Raw genomic sequence first — 15,679 nt, forward strand, 5'->3', positions numbered from 1 at the left:
CGATTACCAACATCATTTTTATGCTGATATCAAAGGGCATGACTATAATGGCAATGAACAACACAAGATTGAGCCAAAACACTTGTCTAAACGCGGCCTCAAATTTATAAGCAGCCTTAAAACCATCCATAGAGTAACCAGCGGCTTTTATAATACGAGACAGACCTATTTTACCTTTAGCGTGACTTGCATAACTATCGGGCGTGAGCAACTGGTTAGAGGCTGCTGTATGCAAAAGGGCTTGTCCAGCTTGAGTATTATTAAGCTGAATAGGATTGTCTGTGCGCATATTGAGTTCTTAATGGTCATTGACGAGAGGGGATAGTGTGAATGTTAAGCAGTATAAAATAGTGAAGATTAAGAAAGCGTTAAGACCCTGATGTATTAGTCGAATCATTGATGTACAAAACACAGTTAAGGGTGATGGCTATTAAACTTAAAAAATTGTGATAGCGTTATCGTTATAAGCTTGAAGATTAAATGCTGCACAAATAAAAAAGCAGTAGCCGACACCTTGATTATCACGGTGTTGGCTACTGCTTTTTGTTGAGGTTAACGCTTAGGTATAATGATTGGGATAATAAATGCTGTCCACGTTCACTACCTAAAAACGAATGAAACTTTAGAGTATCAATTATTTAGTTTAATCGTCATCTTCTACATCGACCTGACTGCTTAATACTTTGCCAGTATTGGCATCTATGCTCACATCATATATTTGATTTCCTTTGACTACTTCGATGTCATAAATAGATTGGCCTTTCTCTAGCTCAAACTTAGCAGCTATCACTTTCCCATTGACACTTTGTGCGGCTTTTTGCATGGCACTGGTCAGCGACACTTTTGCTTGTTTCATAGCGCTATACTCAGCCAACTCTTCTTTATCTAGTTTCTCTTGCTTGGTCTTGAGGACTCTACCGGTATTGGCATCAATCTTCACTTCATATGACGTACCGTTAGATACAAATTCGACTTCATATTTGCTAGTCGCATCATCCTCGTCATAATCAAACTCGGCACTGACCAGATCGCCTTTAGCATTTTGTTTGGCGATATTGATTGCCTGCGTTAGGCTAATTTTACTTTGCATAGCACTGAGCGCTTCACTTGAGCTTGCCACAGCTTTGGTATTGGCAACAGGGGCTGCAATAGCGGTTGCGCCGATACCGGCAACAGTCAGAGCGACAATCATTGATTTGGTTAACATTGATAAGTTTTTCATAAGCTTCATCCTTTGTATTAAGTCGATTTGTGACATTACGTTCAGTGGTTTTGTTAGCTACCTTGTTGGTATGAATCTATAATACGAAATAAGACATAGGGGAAACTTAGCGCAGAGTAAGGATTTAATTAGCGAGTGAAAATAATAAAGGTAGTTGGTCGCAATACTCTAATCACCAAGATTCACTGAACGCTCAGACATTAAGGTTGCTAGTAGAAATAATTTGAATAGTCGTCTGGCGCTTGATCGTACCGACAAGATAAAGATTAAGAGATTGAAATGGTTAGTATGGTTATCAATAGCTCAATAAAAAGTGCTAAGCCCATAGACTTAGCACTTTTACTAGACTAGCGAGTGAAGGCAATTATTTCATACGATTGATAAGCTTATCTTTTAAAATAAACTGATGATAAAGTGCTGCACCAATGTGCAATAAAGTAAAGGCTATAATCATTGGCCAAATAACATTGGTATGTATATTTTCATAAAAACGTGCTGAACTACGATTAGGGTCTACAAAAACAGGAACTTCAAATAGTCCAAACATATCAACTGGATGACCACCATAGACTGACATCAGTAGCCCTGCTATAGGCATAGCAATTAGGAGGGCATAAAGAGCAAAGTGAGTCAACTTCGATATCTTTTTTTGCCAATCTGGCATGACAACTGCTGTAGGCACTTTAATCAATAAACGATTGAACCCACGTGCAATCATCCAACACAACACAATGAGACCAAAGGCTTTATGCAAGTTTATATATAAGTCCTGTTCATTATTTTGGTATATCACCATGAGTATCCAAGTTATCAGCAATAAAATCGCACTTATCCAGTGAAATATTCGGCTGCTAATTGGCCATTTTTGCACTTGCATTACCTTATCCATATATAACCTCGTTTTTAAATACATTTTGTTATCATTAGACTTGTCAAAAACAGCTTTTTAGGAAAATTTTTTTTAGATATACCAGATCTCTAAACGTGTTCATTGATTGTTTTATGCTCAGTCTGAATATACTGTTTGATAGTCATTAGAATCAAAAGTAGAGTTATTGCTGTAATAATTCCAGTGTAGGCAGAGCATTGATGAGCACTTGAATCCCAGTATAAGTTTGATGTGGTTAAGAAAATGTTAAGGTAGAATTAATTCATAGAAATTATTAAAAAGAGTTACATTAATTATTTTTAAGAAAATACAGGGTAGACAAAGGAACAAGAATGTTGAATAACTTCTTACAAAATACGACACTTATCGCTTATTCATCGTCACAAGTGTCAAAAGTACCCTGTGATGAGATTGCCAAGTTAAACTTTAACGCACACAATGACGAGGTTTTTTGGCTCAATACTTATGGGTTAAGCGAATTTGACGCAATAAAGCAGGTTGTCATCCAAAACCAATTTGATGACTTTTTGCTCAAGCTATTGCAAGAAAAAGAACATGCGACTAAGGTTCTTGAGCTGGATAACGTCTTATTTATTGCCTTAAAAGTGCTAAAAACCGAGGATAAAAATCTAAATAGTGAGCAGATAATTTTTATTGTCTCATCAAATATGTTATGGAGTTTGCAAGAGAATAGTGGCGGTCACTTTCAATGGATTCGGGATCGCTTGATGCAAGGCAGAGGTCAAGTTCGAAACAAAAAGGTCGATTACCTCATGTTTCTATTGATTGAATCCTTGATTGCAAACTATGAAGAGATGTTTGAAAAATTACTAAATGCGGATAATGAGGTTATAAAGGTATCAAACATTAATCCAACGCCTTATTTTACCGGAAAGGTTGAGGCGCAAAAACGACGTATGCTGAATTTTAAAAAAGCGACGATGAGTTTACGCAATACTATCGTTAAGCTGAAAACGATTAATACTATCGAGATAGAAAGTAAGTATTTTACAGAGCTTAAGGAGCAAGCCAATAATTTGATTAGTGAGATCGATTTTGAGCTGCTTGAGCTGGATAGTAAAACCAATCTAATATTTTCAATTCAAGGCCACCGTTTAAACGAAATCATGCGCACGTTGACTTTGGTAACGGTAGTGTTTATACCGCTGACATTTTTAGCAGGTATTTACGGTATGAACTTTGAGAACATGCCTGAGTTGAAGTGGCACTACGGTTATTTTATTTTAATGGGTTTAATGGCAATCATAACCATGGGCATTGTTATGTATTTTAAGAATAAAAAATGGTTTTAAGTCAGTCTTAGTCTAGCCTTTCATACTTTGAGGCCCGCAAATATGACGTAGGAAAGGCTCAATAGGAGTTGATAATTTAATTAGCGATAACATACTAGAATTAGGAAATATTCAATGAGTTCTTAACGCTTTCTTAATAGTCAAGTAGTTAATATGAGTTAAAGATGTAGTAAATACACTGCTACCTCAAAACTACTTTAAAAAAGGAAGGTGTGTATGTCTACCCATAACCAAGCTCTACCGCCTATGAATGAAGTATCCAATCAATCAAAGTATGCGATCATGCTCAATAAAGTACCTGAAATAATTTTGATATTTTGGCTTATCAAAATGATGTCGACCACTGTGGGCGAAACTGCCGCTGACTTTATGATTTTTAATTTCAAATTAGGACTGCCGATTACCTCCCTGATCATGACGGCGCTATTTTTGATTGTTTTAGTCATTCAGCTAAAAGCTAAAGAATATATCCCATGGAAATACTGGCTAACCGTAGTATTCGTCAGCATTCTAGGTACGCTGATTACCGATAATATGACTGATAATTTAGGCATACCATTAGCATACTCAACGATAGGGTTTAGTGTCGTACTAGCTGTGGTATTCGCTATTTGGTACGCTCGTGAAAAAACCCTGTCTATTCATCACATTGATACCTTTCCCCGTGAGCTATACTATTGGGTTGCCATCCTAGCGACTTTCGCATTAGGTACTGCCGCAGGAGACTGGTTTGCAGAAGGGCTCAACATCGGTTATCAAAATTCTACTTTGATATTCGCTGGTGGTATTGCGCTTATTGCAGCAGGATTTTATGCGCTAAGACTTAATAGTGTTTTATGCTTTTGGCTGGCCTATATTTTGACTCGTCCTTTGGGAGCAGCGCTTGGTGACTGGCTATCACAGCCCGTCAAGAATGGCGGATTAGAGTTAGGCGTGACTAGTATAAGTGTTGTCTTTTTATTGATGATTGTCGGTCTAGTTGGCTATGAGACATTCAAAAAAAGATCATTAAAGTAGCGGTTAAATCTGAAGTTAAGCTAATTTCTTCTAGAAGAATACGTTATATATGATAAAGCTAATGAATTTGCATACTAAGTTCATAGGAGGTTTCAGGCGTGCAGTTAGCATTGTTGAAGTTACTCGATTCATAACCTAAATAAACAATAATGAGTGTATGGATATGATGAAAATAAAAATCAACTGGCATTGGCTGATCGCACTCGTTGTCATCGTCGTTTTTACTATGGCTTCTAAGTCGCTGTATCACATGGTGCATACCTTAGATATAGCGCAGATGAAGTCTGTGATTCTAGCAACGCCGTCATTAACGATGCTTAAAGCTGTCGTAGTAGTGATTCTCGCTTATATACTATTAAGCGTTTATGACTTAATTGCGATACGCTACCTCAAGGTTAAAATACCTTATCTCAAAGTTATGAATACGTCTCTAACTGCATTCTCCATTGGTCATACTTTGGGTGTGTCTATGCTATCAGCTGGTGCTGTACGCTTTCGCTACTACGGGAAATACGGTATTGAGAGTGCATCAATAGCCAATATTATCTTGCTGGTATCCCTAGCATTTAGTTATGGCATGATGAGCGTCATCGGTGCGTCTTTACTGGTCAATCCACACATGTTAACGCAATTGCTTGATACTGTTCCTATGTTTAACAAGGCATCACCGTTGGTGTTCAGAGTGATTGGGGTAGTTATTTTAGCGCTGATTGCTGCTAGTGTCATATTCGCTGGCAAGTTAGGACGAGCATTTTCTATCAAGCAATGGCAGCTACACTTGCCGCCTGCCACAGTCCTGCTAAAATTAATATTTCTTGCGGTGATTGATATTGCTTTAGTCGCCTATATTATTCATATCTTGTTACCTGCCAGCATGACCGTCAGCTATCTAGAGGTCTTCTCAGCATACGTACAGTCTATTACTGTCGGTATCATCAGTCATGTGCCTGGTGGTCTTGGCGTGTTTGAGCTGGCTATGGTGGCCTCATTACCTAAGGTAGATAAGACCACGTTATTATCCGTACTGCTATTGTTCCGCATTCTTTATTACCTCATACCCTTTGTACTCGGCTTGTTGTCGTTCTTTTTGCATGAGGCTTATATACGCTCAGGTATAGATATTACTGAAAAACGTAGAATTCTACCCAGTGTTTGGATACCACAGCTATTAGCTTTTGCAACTGCTGGTTTAGGTATTACTATGCTCGTGCTAAGCATTCTACCGCCTGATGCTGATCGAGAACTGCTATTAGGGGAGTTTATACCGATACCTATTATTGAGACCTCTTATCTGCTCAATACCCTAATGGGTTTTGCCTTGATCGTATTGGCTCGTGGACTGCATCAACGTCTTAATGGCGCATGGCATCTATCAATGTGGCTGTTAGGGCTATCCGTAGTGACTTTGATGGCCAAACACTTAGAAATCGAAGTAGCCGTTATTTGTTTCTTATTATTAGGTGTAACATATTTAAACCGTAGTTACTTTAATCGTCAGTCTAATTTGATGCGCTTACGCTTAAATTCACAAACTCTCGTTCTATTATCAGTATTTTTAATCAGCCTATTTTGGGTTGGCATGTATGTTTACCGTCATGAAGCCTATAGTCCAGACCTATGGTGGAATGTGTCAGGTGATGGTGGTGCACGCTTCTTACGCTCGTATGCAATGCTCGCTATATTGACGGTTGCTTATGCGCTATTCAGCCTCATTAGGTTTAAGAAACCACTACCAAGCTTACCGACTCAAATAGAGCTTACCCAAGCTGAGCAAGTTGCTCGTCAATCTGCTTACTCAGTGGCAAATTTGAGCTTATTAGGTGATAAGCAACTGCTATTTAGTAACTCTAAAAATAGCTTTATCATGTATCAAACTCAGGGGAGAAGTTGGATTGTCATGTCTGATCCCATAGGTGATGAAAGTGAATTTGGCGTTTTAATTGAAAGATTCATAGAGTTGTGCCAAAATTTTGGCGGGACTTGTGTCTTTTATGAAGTCAGCAACAGATATCGGCATCTATTCAACAAAAATGGTATACAACTGCTAAAAATAGGTGAAGAAGCTATTGTTGACTTAGATGCTTTTAGCTTGCAAGGGAGCAAAAACTCTAAATTCCGTCAAGTCGTTAGTCGCGGTACAAAGGATGGACTTAGCTTTGAAGTCATACCAAAAAATGAGATTCCAGCATTAATTGATAATTTAAAGAGAGTTTCTGATCTATGGCTAGCAGATAAAGCAGTGGCTGAAAAAGGATTTTCACTTGGCTATTTTGATGAAAATTACTTAAAGCATTTTGATTGTGCAGTAGTCAAATACCAAAACGAAATCGTCGCTTTTGCCAACATCTGGCAAAGCGGTCAGCATAATGAGTTGTCCATCGACTTGATGCGCTATAGAGAGGTTCATGATAGCGAGGGTAAAGCAATCAAAAATATGATGGATTATCTATTTTTGAATTTATTCATGTGGGGCAAAGATGCCGGGTTTCATCAGTTTAGCTTGGGTATGGCACCGTTCACTGGGCTTGAAGATCAGGCTAAGCCAGTCACTGAAGGTGATCGCTTAGATAATGTTAAACATAGTGTTGAGCAAGCTACTATAGAGGATGAGCAAATTGAGGTGCCTGAAGAGATTGAGGCTATCGGACCAAGGTGGCGCTATGTTACTAATGCGGTCACCAAATATGGTAAGTCATACTATAATTTTACGGGTTTACGTAATTTTAAACAAAAGTACAACCCTCATTGGGAACCGCGCTATATAGGTATTGAGACAGGACTTAGAGCAGGCATGAAACCTATCAAAGGATTAACAGATACGACTTTACTCATATCCGGTGGACTTGGAAGCTTGGTCAAAAGCAGTATCTGATAGTTATCATAATTTTAATTCTAATTAACAAAGCTTGATTAATACTATGGTGATAACAGCAGATACGTTTTTTAGTCATTGGCGCTTGCTGGGCAGTCTACTAAGCGGGGCGCTTATTGGCATAATAATAGCTTCAATATGGCATGTTTCTGTCAGTACCAGCTTTATTATCGGTTGGGATAGTGGCATCATGATCTATATTGTCAGCATCGTTATAATGATGCGCGCTAATACCATTCATGGTCATCTAACTCAAGATCATGAAGGTACAGCAATTATCTTAAGTCTTATCAGTATCGCAAGTTTAATATGTCTATTAGCTATTGTGCGACAAACTCAAATTGGCAAAGACTATCACGGCATGGCGCGTATCTTAACTATTGCGCTTACCGTGAGTACTATTTTTATTACTTGGCTGATGATACAAGTGACGTTTGCCATGCAATATGCGTATCTGTACTTCTCTAAACAAAGCAAAGGAATAGAGCTGCCTTTTATGTTTCCTGAAGCGATAGTAGAGGACAAAGGTGGTAATGATGACAATAAAATAGTAGCGAACGCTAAGTTTGAAGACTTCTTTTATTGCGCCGTTGCTATCGGTACTTCAGGTCAAACGGCTGATATTGCTTTTACTTCAAAATCTGGTAGAAAGCTTGCAACTTTGCATAGCATTATTGCCTTCATATTCAACATAGTAATCATTTCTTTGTTAATTAATATTATAGCAAGTTATATATAACTGATTTTAGATTTCAATAGTGTTAATGATAGTGAATACTAAAGGTGCTACCACCAGTCTCATTTGCTTGATGGGTTAACTCCCAGCCCATATGAGTCATTATACGCTGTACGATGCTAAGACCTAGACCTGTGCCTTCCACTTGACTACTAGAATGCTTGTCCGAAAGAAAATCGCTATCAGTTTGATTGCTTGTATTATTATAGCCTAGACGCTCAAATCGCTCATAGAGTAGTGGCATCACGATCTCAGGGATGCCAAGACCAGTATCGGTCACCGTAATTTTTTTAGCGTCTATAATAACGATAACTTCACCATTATCGGTGTACTGAAAGGCGTTTTTTATCAGATTACCCAAGGCCATTTTTAGCAATTCAGGTCGTACGTCCGCTACGTAGTCTTGCTCAGCAACTACGGTGCAAGTCACTGGTTTATATTTGAGTAAATAATTTAAGCGCGCAACCTCACTGTTGGCAATAGTATTGATAGAGGTTTGCGGTGTATCTAGTTGTTCAGGATTACGAGATAAGAGTAATAAAGCACTGATGATCTCTGAGGTTTCTTTTGCAGTATTACTGATACGATCGGTAAATTCACTTAGATAGCTATCGTCTGCTAATTGCGATGCGAGCACCTCAGAGGCGCCCAAAATGATAGTTAGTGGTGTACGCAGCTCGTGGCTGACATCCCCTGTGAATAGCTGCTCACGCTTTAGATACTGCGCTAACTTTTTGTTTTGCGCATCAATTGCCCTCGCTAACACCCCAACCTCTGAGGGCAGGTGAGTCAACTCTGTAAGATTTTGATGATCGGTCTCTACCGCCTGCTTTAGTTCTAGTAAGGGCTTGGTAATTTGTTTGGATGATAAATGAGAAAATATGACGGCAATAAGTAAACTCAAACTGACAGCGACCATCAATGCATTAAAGAATAGATCTCCCAAGTTCTCAAATATTGCTAGTACAGGATAGTTCTCCATTACTATGGCGCGGTCTTCTAAATAAGTCAAAATATAGACTTGACCCTCTTGTTGATAAGCGAAAAAATGCAATTGGGTCTTTAGCTTGCCTGACTTATTGTTTATCGTCACCGGTATCTCTTGCACGGTTTCGGTCGCTAAAGTTTGTAGGTTGGCTGGCGCAACAGCGTATTGATAAATTTTAATACCTGGATCGGCAGTATACACCGTTCGCTCGCCATACTTTTCTTGGCTGAGTTCTAACTGTTGCAGCAGTCGGCCTTTTACCAATTCTTGCTCCATACTTATTTCAGCATACATAAAAATACTGACAAAAGTTGCACATAATAAAATAGCAAATATGAAGTAGGACAGCCGAAGCTTGTTAACGATAGAAGTTACATTAAAAGAGGCTAGAATCATCATGACAGGGGCTGATTTAGGTTTAACATATGAAGTCTTTTGAATAAATGAGACATTTAATATTATAGATAATTACTAGAGCTTAAGCGTTATCAGGATCGATAATCTGATAGCCAACGCCTGCTATGGTCATGATCATCGGCTCAATAAACGGTTTATCAACTTGGGCGCGTACACTGTGCATATGGGTGCGGAGGGCATCGCTACTAGGTACATCCTCACCCCATACTTTCTCCTCAAGCTCATTTTTGCTAACGACTCGAGGTGCCGCACTCATCAGTGTATTCAGTATTTTAAATCCCGTTGGCGTGAGCTTTAATGATTTGCCTTCGCGAGTAACTGTGTGCTCATCGGTATTTAAAGAGAGTTTACCAACGGTAGTTTCATGTTGGAAATGATCGTCTTGATGCCGACGGATCAAAGCTTTGATTCTTGACTCCAATTCAATAAGAGAAAAAGGCTTAACCAAATAATCGTCAGCGCCACTATCGAAACCTGCGACTTTATCTAATATAGTATCGCGAGCCGTTAGCATAAGTACGGGTGTTTTATTATGTAAATCCTCTCTAAGCGTTTTGCACAGTTTGGTGCCATCCATACCAGGTAGCATCACATCCAGTAATATAACATCGTAGCGGTTGTTTGCTGCTAGTGCCAAGCCACTAAGCCCGTTATGAGCATTGTCCAGCTCAAAGCCCTTTGGCTCAAAAAAGGCATAAATATTCGCTACAATATCTGGATTATCTTCGATGATAAGTATTTTATACATGAGCATTTTATCCATGAATGTTTTGTCTATAAGTACTAGCCACCTAAAACATTCTAATTATCGTAAAAAGTGGTTTAATTGGTAGACTTAAAAAAGGTAGGTGCTGCGGCGGCTTCTTGAGTAGTAATGCCAAAAAATTTAAGTAATGTCGGTGTAATAAAATCGTGAGACACAGGTTGATTGATCATAGTAGATAAACTATTAGCATCTATACTATTGTTCTTTGGTGACCATATAATAACGGGCACCTTTTTTTGTGCATCAGGTGCAATACTAAAAGGTAGACCATGCAAATAGATATTGTTTTCCCCTAAACTCTCGCCATGATCACTAATGTATATCATGACAACGTCATAATCATTTTCATAAGGTTTAAGCTTTTTTATAGTTTTATCTAAAAAATAATCCGTGTAGCGAATCGCATTGTCATAGCCATTAATAACGGATTGATCGTCACACTTTGATAGCTCATTAGTCATACAAACGGGTTTGTATTCTTCAAATTCTTTAGGGTAGCGTTGGTAATAAGCGGGACCATGATTGCCCATCTGATGCAATAAAATTAAAGTGTCTTGTGGAGCAGTACCTGATTTTAGTAGTTTTTCAAAACCATCAAGCATACCAACATCGCGGCATTCACCATCCCCTTCACAGTCAGGATTAGTCTCAGAAGTCTTATAGTCCTCAAATGTGACTCGGTCTGCCACTCCTTTAGAGCTAGAATTATTGTCGCGCCAGACAACATTAACGCCTTGTTTGTTAAGCGTATCTAAGACATTTTCATTGTATTCAGCGGTATCGACGTCATAGTCTTCGCGGTTGGCATAGCTGAACATACAGGGTACAGAGTAGGCGGTAGAGGTACCGCACGAAGTCGCATCCTTAAAGCTATATATATCAGGCTGATTAGCGAGTAGTGGCATGGTATTGCGCTCGTAGCCATTGAGACCAACATGGTCCGCGCGCACGGTTTCACCAACGACAAACACCATAAGTTTAGGTTTTGCTTTACCGTTGACATCGGCAACACGCTTTGCATCGATGGCATGCATGATCATAGTCTCGGGATGGCTTAACTTGTCATAATAATCAGTACCGAGTTTAATAACTGAGTAAACAGGAGTAATAGGATTGGTATAACTACGCACTATTTTATGCTGACGAAAAAAGCTAGCGTATTGGTCACCGAATGGCAATAGACACGCTGCTAATAAGGCAATAGACATTATAAGTGTAACTGCTTTTTGCACTGTAGCACTTCGCCAAGTAAGACGCTTGATGCGAATCTTGCTTACGATAAAAGCGGGTAAAATTCCTAATAGTAATACTCTAAAAATAAAACTTGGTGCCATTAAGCCCATTGCTTCAGCTTGATCGGTCTGCAAGCTATTAATGAGCATGTTAGTATCAAATACGGTGCCATAAGCATCTGTAAAATAGCCACATACCGCAGCTATTAGTACCATCGCAATGAGCACGATCTTGATTGTGGGTCGATAGCATAATAGTTGAAATAGTAACCACATCAGACCAAATAGGAGACCAGTGAGAGAGATAAGGAAGCCTATATTGTCAGCTACTGGATAAACAGCTATTACTTGCTTAAAGAACCCAAGATTAGCCGTAGATACTAAGAATATCACTACGGCTATAATCATATAACTAGGATTAACCTGACGGTTATAGAATTTATCTATACTCTTAGGCGCATTACTGTCTTCTACAACGCTCTTATTAGTAACTACATTTTTTGACATATGCTGACTTCTTAAAGAATGATAAAAATTTCATTCCTTACGGTAGCAATTGAGGTGTTAAGAAAATGTTAAGGGAGGTAGATTTATGGCTTTAACGGATTTAGATCAAAATATTTTAGATGCAACCTCAGTAGGAAAACGACATCCTTAAATACTATTCCTATTAATTAGATTGGATAGCCGACGCTTGATAAACCATCCAACAACGATGAGCAATGCAAGTACTAAGAAAATCTTAGAGTAGGGTGCAAGTACGGTCTCTATAACCTCATAGTTATTACCAAAATGATAACCTGCAATCGTCAACACTGTTATCCAAATACTAGAGCCTAAAGCCGTCAATACTATAAAGGGTAGAATTGGCATTTTATTCATGCCAGCAGGAACGGAGATTAGGGAGCGAATACCAGGTACCATGCGTCCAAAAAATATGGCTTTTTTACCGTATTTATCGAACCAGCGACTTGACGCTAAGATATCGTCAGGCTTAACAAAAAGGTATTTACCATATTTTTTAGTGAATGCTACTAAACGTTCTTCGTCGAATAGGCTGCCCAAATAATATAAGGGCAGTGCGCCAAGTACGCAGCCCAACGTGCCAGCTAGTATGACCAATACTAAACTCGAATTCCCTTTGGCTACTGCAAATCCTGCTGCTGGCATGATGACTTCTGAAGGTATAGGCGGAAAAACGTTTTCGGCAAACATGGCAAATACAATACCGAAATAGCCAAACTTCGCTATGATAGCTAATACCCACTCGCTAATTTGACTCATTGCTTCGTCTCATCAAAATTTTTAGATGCGACAAGCTTAGCAAGGTAGATGTTAAATAAAGGTTAAGATGAGCGATATAATTAAGGATTGTTCTTACTCATGATAAATTTAATTCAAACCAATAGTCAGTTGTTCACTTTAGGCGCTCTGCTGTTATTTATAATTATTGCTTTATGGGTTTTACAATACTTAGTCATCAGATATTCTACAAAAGCGCGCGCTCAAGCTATGTACTATTGGATGAGGTTTAAACGGTATTTTGGACTAAGCAAACGACTCATTCGATTGAGAGCAGGCTACCCAAAATCTTATCATTTTATATCTCAAAGATTTGATACTCAGCATTTTTATGGTTTGTCCCTTACTATCCTGCTTTTAGTAGGAGGGTATGCCTTAGCTTTGTTTATTGGATTGGTCGAAGATGTTGTAACCTCTGATTCCATAGTAGCAATGGACTACTTTGTGTCGCAGCAGATGAGTATGTTGAGTGATTCGCCTATAGTAAGTTTATTTATTCTTATTACCAGTCTGGCGTCTACACCTATTACCTGCTTGATTGTACTTTTAACAGGCGCTTTATGCTGGGCTATTCGGCAACGATATCTACTTATTGGCTTACTAATAGCCGTTATCGGTAGCACTTTATTCACCTTTATCAGTAAGTTACTGTTTAATCGCGTGCGACCGCTAGATATTTTGTTATTCGAGCAGACATCCTCCTTTCCAAGTGGTCATGCAACGGTGACTGTTGCTATGTATTGATTTATTGCTTACATGGCGATACGTTTTAGCCGTGACTTTAGTAGACAAATACGCATTTTAGTGATTACTAGCTTTCTAGCTATACTAATAGGATTGAGTAGAATTGTGCTAAATGAGCATTATTTAAGTGATGTATTAGGAGGCTATTTAGCGGGCGCGCTATGGCTGACAGTAGCAATTAGTGTGACAGAATGGCTAAAAGTTAAAGGTAAGATAAACTGGCAAATAAACTGGTCAAATGCTCAGATCTATCAGGTATGGCTCAGTATCGTTGCTGTATTAATTGGTGCATTGATATACGCCAACGTTTATCAATTTCCAATATTGCTATAAGTAAATTAACATAGAGCAAATCCCAATTTAATAACTGCACTTTAATCAACGCGCAACTGGTGCACCTTTTGTACTAAAAGCAAAAGCCTTATCACTAAAATTACCGATCATGACCGCCTCAATAATTGGGTTAACGGTATCATTGATACCTTAAACCTCAACGATAAAATTTGCACCAGAGCTGCCCTAATTTTCTTTTTATTTAATGATGTAATTGAGCGTTGCCATAGCGGGTAGCTCAACGGAGCTTTTGACATAGGCTTTAACAAATGAGCCGTCAGTATCGTATTAGTCGATTTTGTTGATATAAAGTGGTTTATTTGGGCTAGTATTACGGGCGCTTAGGGTTGCTGATAAGGGGACTTTAAGATTTTCTCTGTCTGTATAAATATCTGAATAGATAGGCACATAAAAAGTTTGTTTGTAGCGAAATTGGCTACGATCTACTGCTGAGGTAACCTCAAGCTCCGTAATTGGATCTTGGTAATTTTCTGAGAACATAGTATTTGGATTTTGAATGGACTGATCACAGCTAGTCAATACAACCGAAATAGCAAAGAATAGAACGGCTATGCAATACTTATTCATATATCTCATTATTAAAGTAGGGATTCTCAAACCCCGATATTGATAATCTCATCTAAGGGAAGTGCCAAGTTAGATAAAGGCTGCTAATACTATACTCTATATAGGGTTAGTAACTCCAAAGCACCAAATATACTTAAGTTATTTAGTTGTAATGGTTTCTAAAACGACTTGAGTAATTATACAATATCAATTTAAACGATTTTTTAGCACTGAAACTACTGATTTGATTTAGCTTGATTGTTCAATGCTCCGCGTGTTGTATTAAGCAAATCTGCGACATTGTTTAATAAAATATAGTCTTTCGGGTTTTTTGCTTCCCTATTAAATACTTCACTCCATATTGGACTTCTATACTCTTGCGTTATGATTTTAAGACTTTTATACATGAGTCCAGGTTTAGCTAATGATAGTATTGATATTGATCGGATAAAATCCATAAATATAAAATCAATAATATCTTGGTCAAATTCTTTGCTCATTTGCTTTCTGTGCTCAGGCTGAACGTTTTTTTAGACGACTTATACTGAATAAAGATTGTGTTATCATTATTTAAGGCATTAAGATTAAAAAAAGGTACAAAGCACCCTGCTATGACCTCATAACTGTTCAATTGTGAGCTTATAACCGATACATTATTAATAGGTAAACTTTTATAAGAATTAAACTTAGCATTCATAGATTTAAGATAGTCTTCTTGCCCGCCAGTTGAGTAGGCATAATTTAAAAGCTTAGCTAATTTCTTAGCTAAAGGATGAAGTCTGATGTCAGTGCTACTGTTAATATTAATGGACTTTGCTGATAGATTCATGACTTGTGTTCTCCTAAATTAATTCTTTGCCCTATCATAATAAAAGCATAATGACAGAAAATTTGTAAAGTTCTAACGGTCCACTGATTAATCGGTAAATTTGATTCCTCCCTGTTCTCAAGCCTAGTCTTTTCAGTTTGGCTAGATAGTGATAGTTCAGCACGGATCTGCTTTTTGTATACTTTGCTGTCTACTTTACCTACTCCATTACACTTCTTTATTTGAGATGAGGCAAGTAATTTCATCACAGGTTTCCATTGCTCTTTATCGTCATCATCGGCTTGGGCATAATGGTATATTTTTAAATCAATATTTTTTTTAAAGACTAGGGCGTGTCATCAATTAAGCCAAATGACACAAGAAACCAGATGAATCGCACTGAGGAAATGACTGGCTAACTTATCATAGCGAGTAGCAATCGCACGATACTGCTTAATCTTGGCAAAGAAGTT

16 protein-coding genes and 1 pseudogene are annotated in these 15,679 nt (G+C 38.2%); 6 read left to right on the forward strand and 11 right to left on the reverse strand.

The features are described from left to right. The 3 genes and pseudogenes from WAZ74_RS03380 to WAZ74_RS03390 all read right to left on the reverse strand — a co-directional run. Positions 1 to 289, reverse strand: a pseudogene (locus tag WAZ74_RS03380) (hypothetical protein); the annotation flags it as partial. 354 nt (positions 290 to 643) lie between these two features. Beyond that, positions 644 to 1,222, reverse strand: coding sequence for a PepSY domain-containing protein (locus WAZ74_RS03385; protein WP_422305807.1), 579 nt, complete (start codon positions 1,220 to 1,222; stop codon positions 644 to 646). Between the two features lie 364 nt (positions 1,223 to 1,586). Then, a complete protein-coding gene (locus tag WAZ74_RS03390) occupies positions 1,587 to 2,111 on the reverse strand; it encodes a cytochrome b (protein WP_422305809.1) in 525 nt (174 codons plus the stop codon). A gap of 332 nt (positions 2,112 to 2,443) precedes the next feature. Between WAZ74_RS03390 and WAZ74_RS03395 the strand changes: the two genes are divergently transcribed. The 4 genes from WAZ74_RS03395 to WAZ74_RS03410 all read left to right on the forward strand — a co-directional run bounded on the left by WAZ74_RS03395 (position 2,444) and on the right by WAZ74_RS03410 (position 8,052). Then, a complete protein-coding gene (locus WAZ74_RS03395) occupies positions 2,444 to 3,424 on the forward strand; it encodes a CorA family divalent cation transporter (protein WP_422305811.1) in 981 nt (326 codons plus the stop codon). Between the two features lie 216 nt (positions 3,425 to 3,640). Beyond that, the gene (locus WAZ74_RS03400; RefSeq protein WP_422305813.1) at positions 3,641 to 4,441 is read left to right on the forward strand and encodes a hypothetical protein; all 801 of its coding nucleotides are present in this window, start codon (positions 3,641 to 3,643) and stop codon (positions 4,439 to 4,441) included. 163 nt (positions 4,442 to 4,604) lie between these two features. Further along, a complete protein-coding gene (mprF, locus tag WAZ74_RS03405) occupies positions 4,605 to 7,313 on the forward strand; it encodes a bifunctional lysylphosphatidylglycerol flippase/synthetase MprF (protein WP_422305815.1) in 2,709 nt (902 codons plus the stop codon). A gap of 46 nt (positions 7,314 to 7,359) precedes the next feature. Then, complete coding sequence (locus WAZ74_RS03410; protein ID WP_422305817.1) at positions 7,360 to 8,052, forward strand: DUF1345 domain-containing protein; 693 nt, start codon at positions 7,360 to 7,362, stop codon at positions 8,050 to 8,052. A gap of 22 nt (positions 8,053 to 8,074) precedes the next feature. Here the strand turns inward: WAZ74_RS03410 and WAZ74_RS03415 are convergent, their stop codons facing one another. The 4 genes from WAZ74_RS03415 to WAZ74_RS03430 all read right to left on the reverse strand — a co-directional run bounded on the left by WAZ74_RS03415 (position 8,075) and on the right by WAZ74_RS03430 (position 12,736). Beyond that, positions 8,075 to 9,331, reverse strand: a complete 1,257-nt coding sequence (locus WAZ74_RS03415) for a sensor histidine kinase (protein ID WP_422305819.1) — start codon at positions 9,329 to 9,331, stop codon at positions 8,075 to 8,077. A 184-nt stretch (positions 9,332 to 9,515) separates the two neighbouring features. Then, complete coding sequence (locus WAZ74_RS03420; RefSeq protein WP_422305821.1) at positions 9,516 to 10,202, reverse strand: response regulator transcription factor; 687 nt, start codon at positions 10,200 to 10,202, stop codon at positions 9,516 to 9,518. 74 nt (positions 10,203 to 10,276) lie between these two features. Next, positions 10,277 to 11,959, reverse strand: coding sequence for a phosphoethanolamine transferase (locus WAZ74_RS03425; protein ID WP_422305823.1), 1,683 nt, complete (start codon positions 11,957 to 11,959; stop codon positions 10,277 to 10,279). Positions 11,960 to 12,106: 147 nt separating this feature from the next. Next, positions 12,107 to 12,736, reverse strand: coding sequence for a DedA family protein (locus WAZ74_RS03430; RefSeq protein ID WP_422305825.1), 630 nt, complete (start codon positions 12,734 to 12,736; stop codon positions 12,107 to 12,109). A gap of 99 nt (positions 12,737 to 12,835) precedes the next feature. Here WAZ74_RS03430 and WAZ74_RS03435 point away from each other — a divergent pair, with 99 nt between their 5' ends. Next, on the forward strand, positions 12,836 to 13,498 hold the full coding sequence (locus WAZ74_RS03435) for a hypothetical protein (protein ID WP_422305827.1): 663 nt from the start codon (positions 12,836 to 12,838) through the stop codon (positions 13,496 to 13,498). A gap of 12 nt (positions 13,499 to 13,510) precedes the next feature. After that, entirely contained in the window at positions 13,511 to 13,831 is a 321-nt protein-coding gene (locus WAZ74_RS03440) for a phosphatase PAP2 family protein (RefSeq protein ID WP_422305829.1), read from the forward strand. A gap of 288 nt (positions 13,832 to 14,119) precedes the next feature. Here the strand turns inward: WAZ74_RS03440 and WAZ74_RS03445 are convergent, their stop codons facing one another. From WAZ74_RS03445 to WAZ74_RS03460, 4 genes are all read right to left on the reverse strand, one after another. Next, a complete protein-coding gene (locus WAZ74_RS03445) occupies positions 14,120 to 14,419 on the reverse strand; it encodes a DUF3124 domain-containing protein (protein ID WP_422305831.1) in 300 nt (99 codons plus the stop codon). 215 nt (positions 14,420 to 14,634) lie between these two features. Then, complete coding sequence (locus WAZ74_RS03450) at positions 14,635 to 14,898, reverse strand: hypothetical protein (RefSeq protein ID WP_422305833.1); 264 nt, start codon at positions 14,896 to 14,898, stop codon at positions 14,635 to 14,637. After that, the gene (locus WAZ74_RS03455) at positions 14,895 to 15,227 is read right to left on the reverse strand and encodes a hypothetical protein (protein WP_422305835.1); all 333 of its coding nucleotides are present in this window, start codon (positions 15,225 to 15,227) and stop codon (positions 14,895 to 14,897) included. Before WAZ74_RS03455 ends, WAZ74_RS03450 begins: the two co-directional genes overlap by 4 nt. Positions 15,228 to 15,565: 338 nt before the next feature. Beyond that, positions 15,566 to 15,679 (reverse strand): transposase (locus tag WAZ74_RS03460; RefSeq protein WP_422305837.1); only part of this gene is annotated, 114 nt, incomplete at its 5' end.

It is taken from the genome of Psychrobacter sp. (assembly GCF_049295055.1).
Taxonomy (GTDB): domain Bacteria; phylum Pseudomonadota; class Gammaproteobacteria; order Pseudomonadales; family Moraxellaceae; genus Psychrobacter.

Bases quoted from the DNA above. Each gene is read 5' to 3' on its own strand.
- WAZ74_RS03385 (WP_422305807.1), bottom strand. From the start codon at position 1,222: ATGAAAAACTTATCAATGTTAACCAAATCAATGATTGTCGCTCTGACT.
- WAZ74_RS03390 (WP_422305809.1), bottom strand. From the start codon at position 2,111: ATGGATAAGGTAATGCAAGTGCAAAAATGGCCAATTAGCAGCCGAATA.
- WAZ74_RS03395 (WP_422305811.1), top strand. From the start codon at position 2,444: ATGTTGAATAACTTCTTACAAAATACGACACTTATCGCTTATTCATCG.
- WAZ74_RS03400 (WP_422305813.1), top strand. From the start codon at position 3,641: ATGTCTACCCATAACCAAGCTCTACCGCCTATGAATGAAGTATCCAAT.
- mprF (WP_422305815.1), top strand. From the start codon at position 4,605: ATGATGAAAATAAAAATCAACTGGCATTGGCTGATCGCACTCGTTGTC.
- WAZ74_RS03410 (WP_422305817.1), top strand. From the start codon at position 7,360: ATGGTGATAACAGCAGATACGTTTTTTAGTCATTGGCGCTTGCTGGGC.
- WAZ74_RS03415 (WP_422305819.1), bottom strand. From the start codon at position 9,331: ATGTATGCTGAAATAAGTATGGAGCAAGAATTGGTAAAAGGCCGACTG.
- WAZ74_RS03420 (WP_422305821.1), bottom strand. From the start codon at position 10,202: ATGTATAAAATACTTATCATCGAAGATAATCCAGATATTGTAGCGAAT.
- WAZ74_RS03425 (WP_422305823.1), bottom strand. From the start codon at position 11,959: ATGTCAAAAAATGTAGTTACTAATAAGAGCGTTGTAGAAGACAGTAAT.
- WAZ74_RS03430 (WP_422305825.1), bottom strand. From the start codon at position 12,736: ATGAGTCAAATTAGCGAGTGGGTATTAGCTATCATAGCGAAGTTTGGC.
- WAZ74_RS03435 (WP_422305827.1), top strand. From the start codon at position 12,836: ATGATAAATTTAATTCAAACCAATAGTCAGTTGTTCACTTTAGGCGCT.
- WAZ74_RS03440 (WP_422305829.1), top strand. From the start codon at position 13,511: ATGGCGATACGTTTTAGCCGTGACTTTAGTAGACAAATACGCATTTTA.
- WAZ74_RS03445 (WP_422305831.1), bottom strand. From the start codon at position 14,419: ATGAATAAGTATTGCATAGCCGTTCTATTCTTTGCTATTTCGGTTGTA.
- WAZ74_RS03450 (WP_422305833.1), bottom strand. From the start codon at position 14,898: ATGAGCAAAGAATTTGACCAAGATATTATTGATTTTATATTTATGGAT.
- WAZ74_RS03455 (WP_422305835.1), bottom strand. From the start codon at position 15,227: ATGAATCTATCAGCAAAGTCCATTAATATTAACAGTAGCACTGACATC.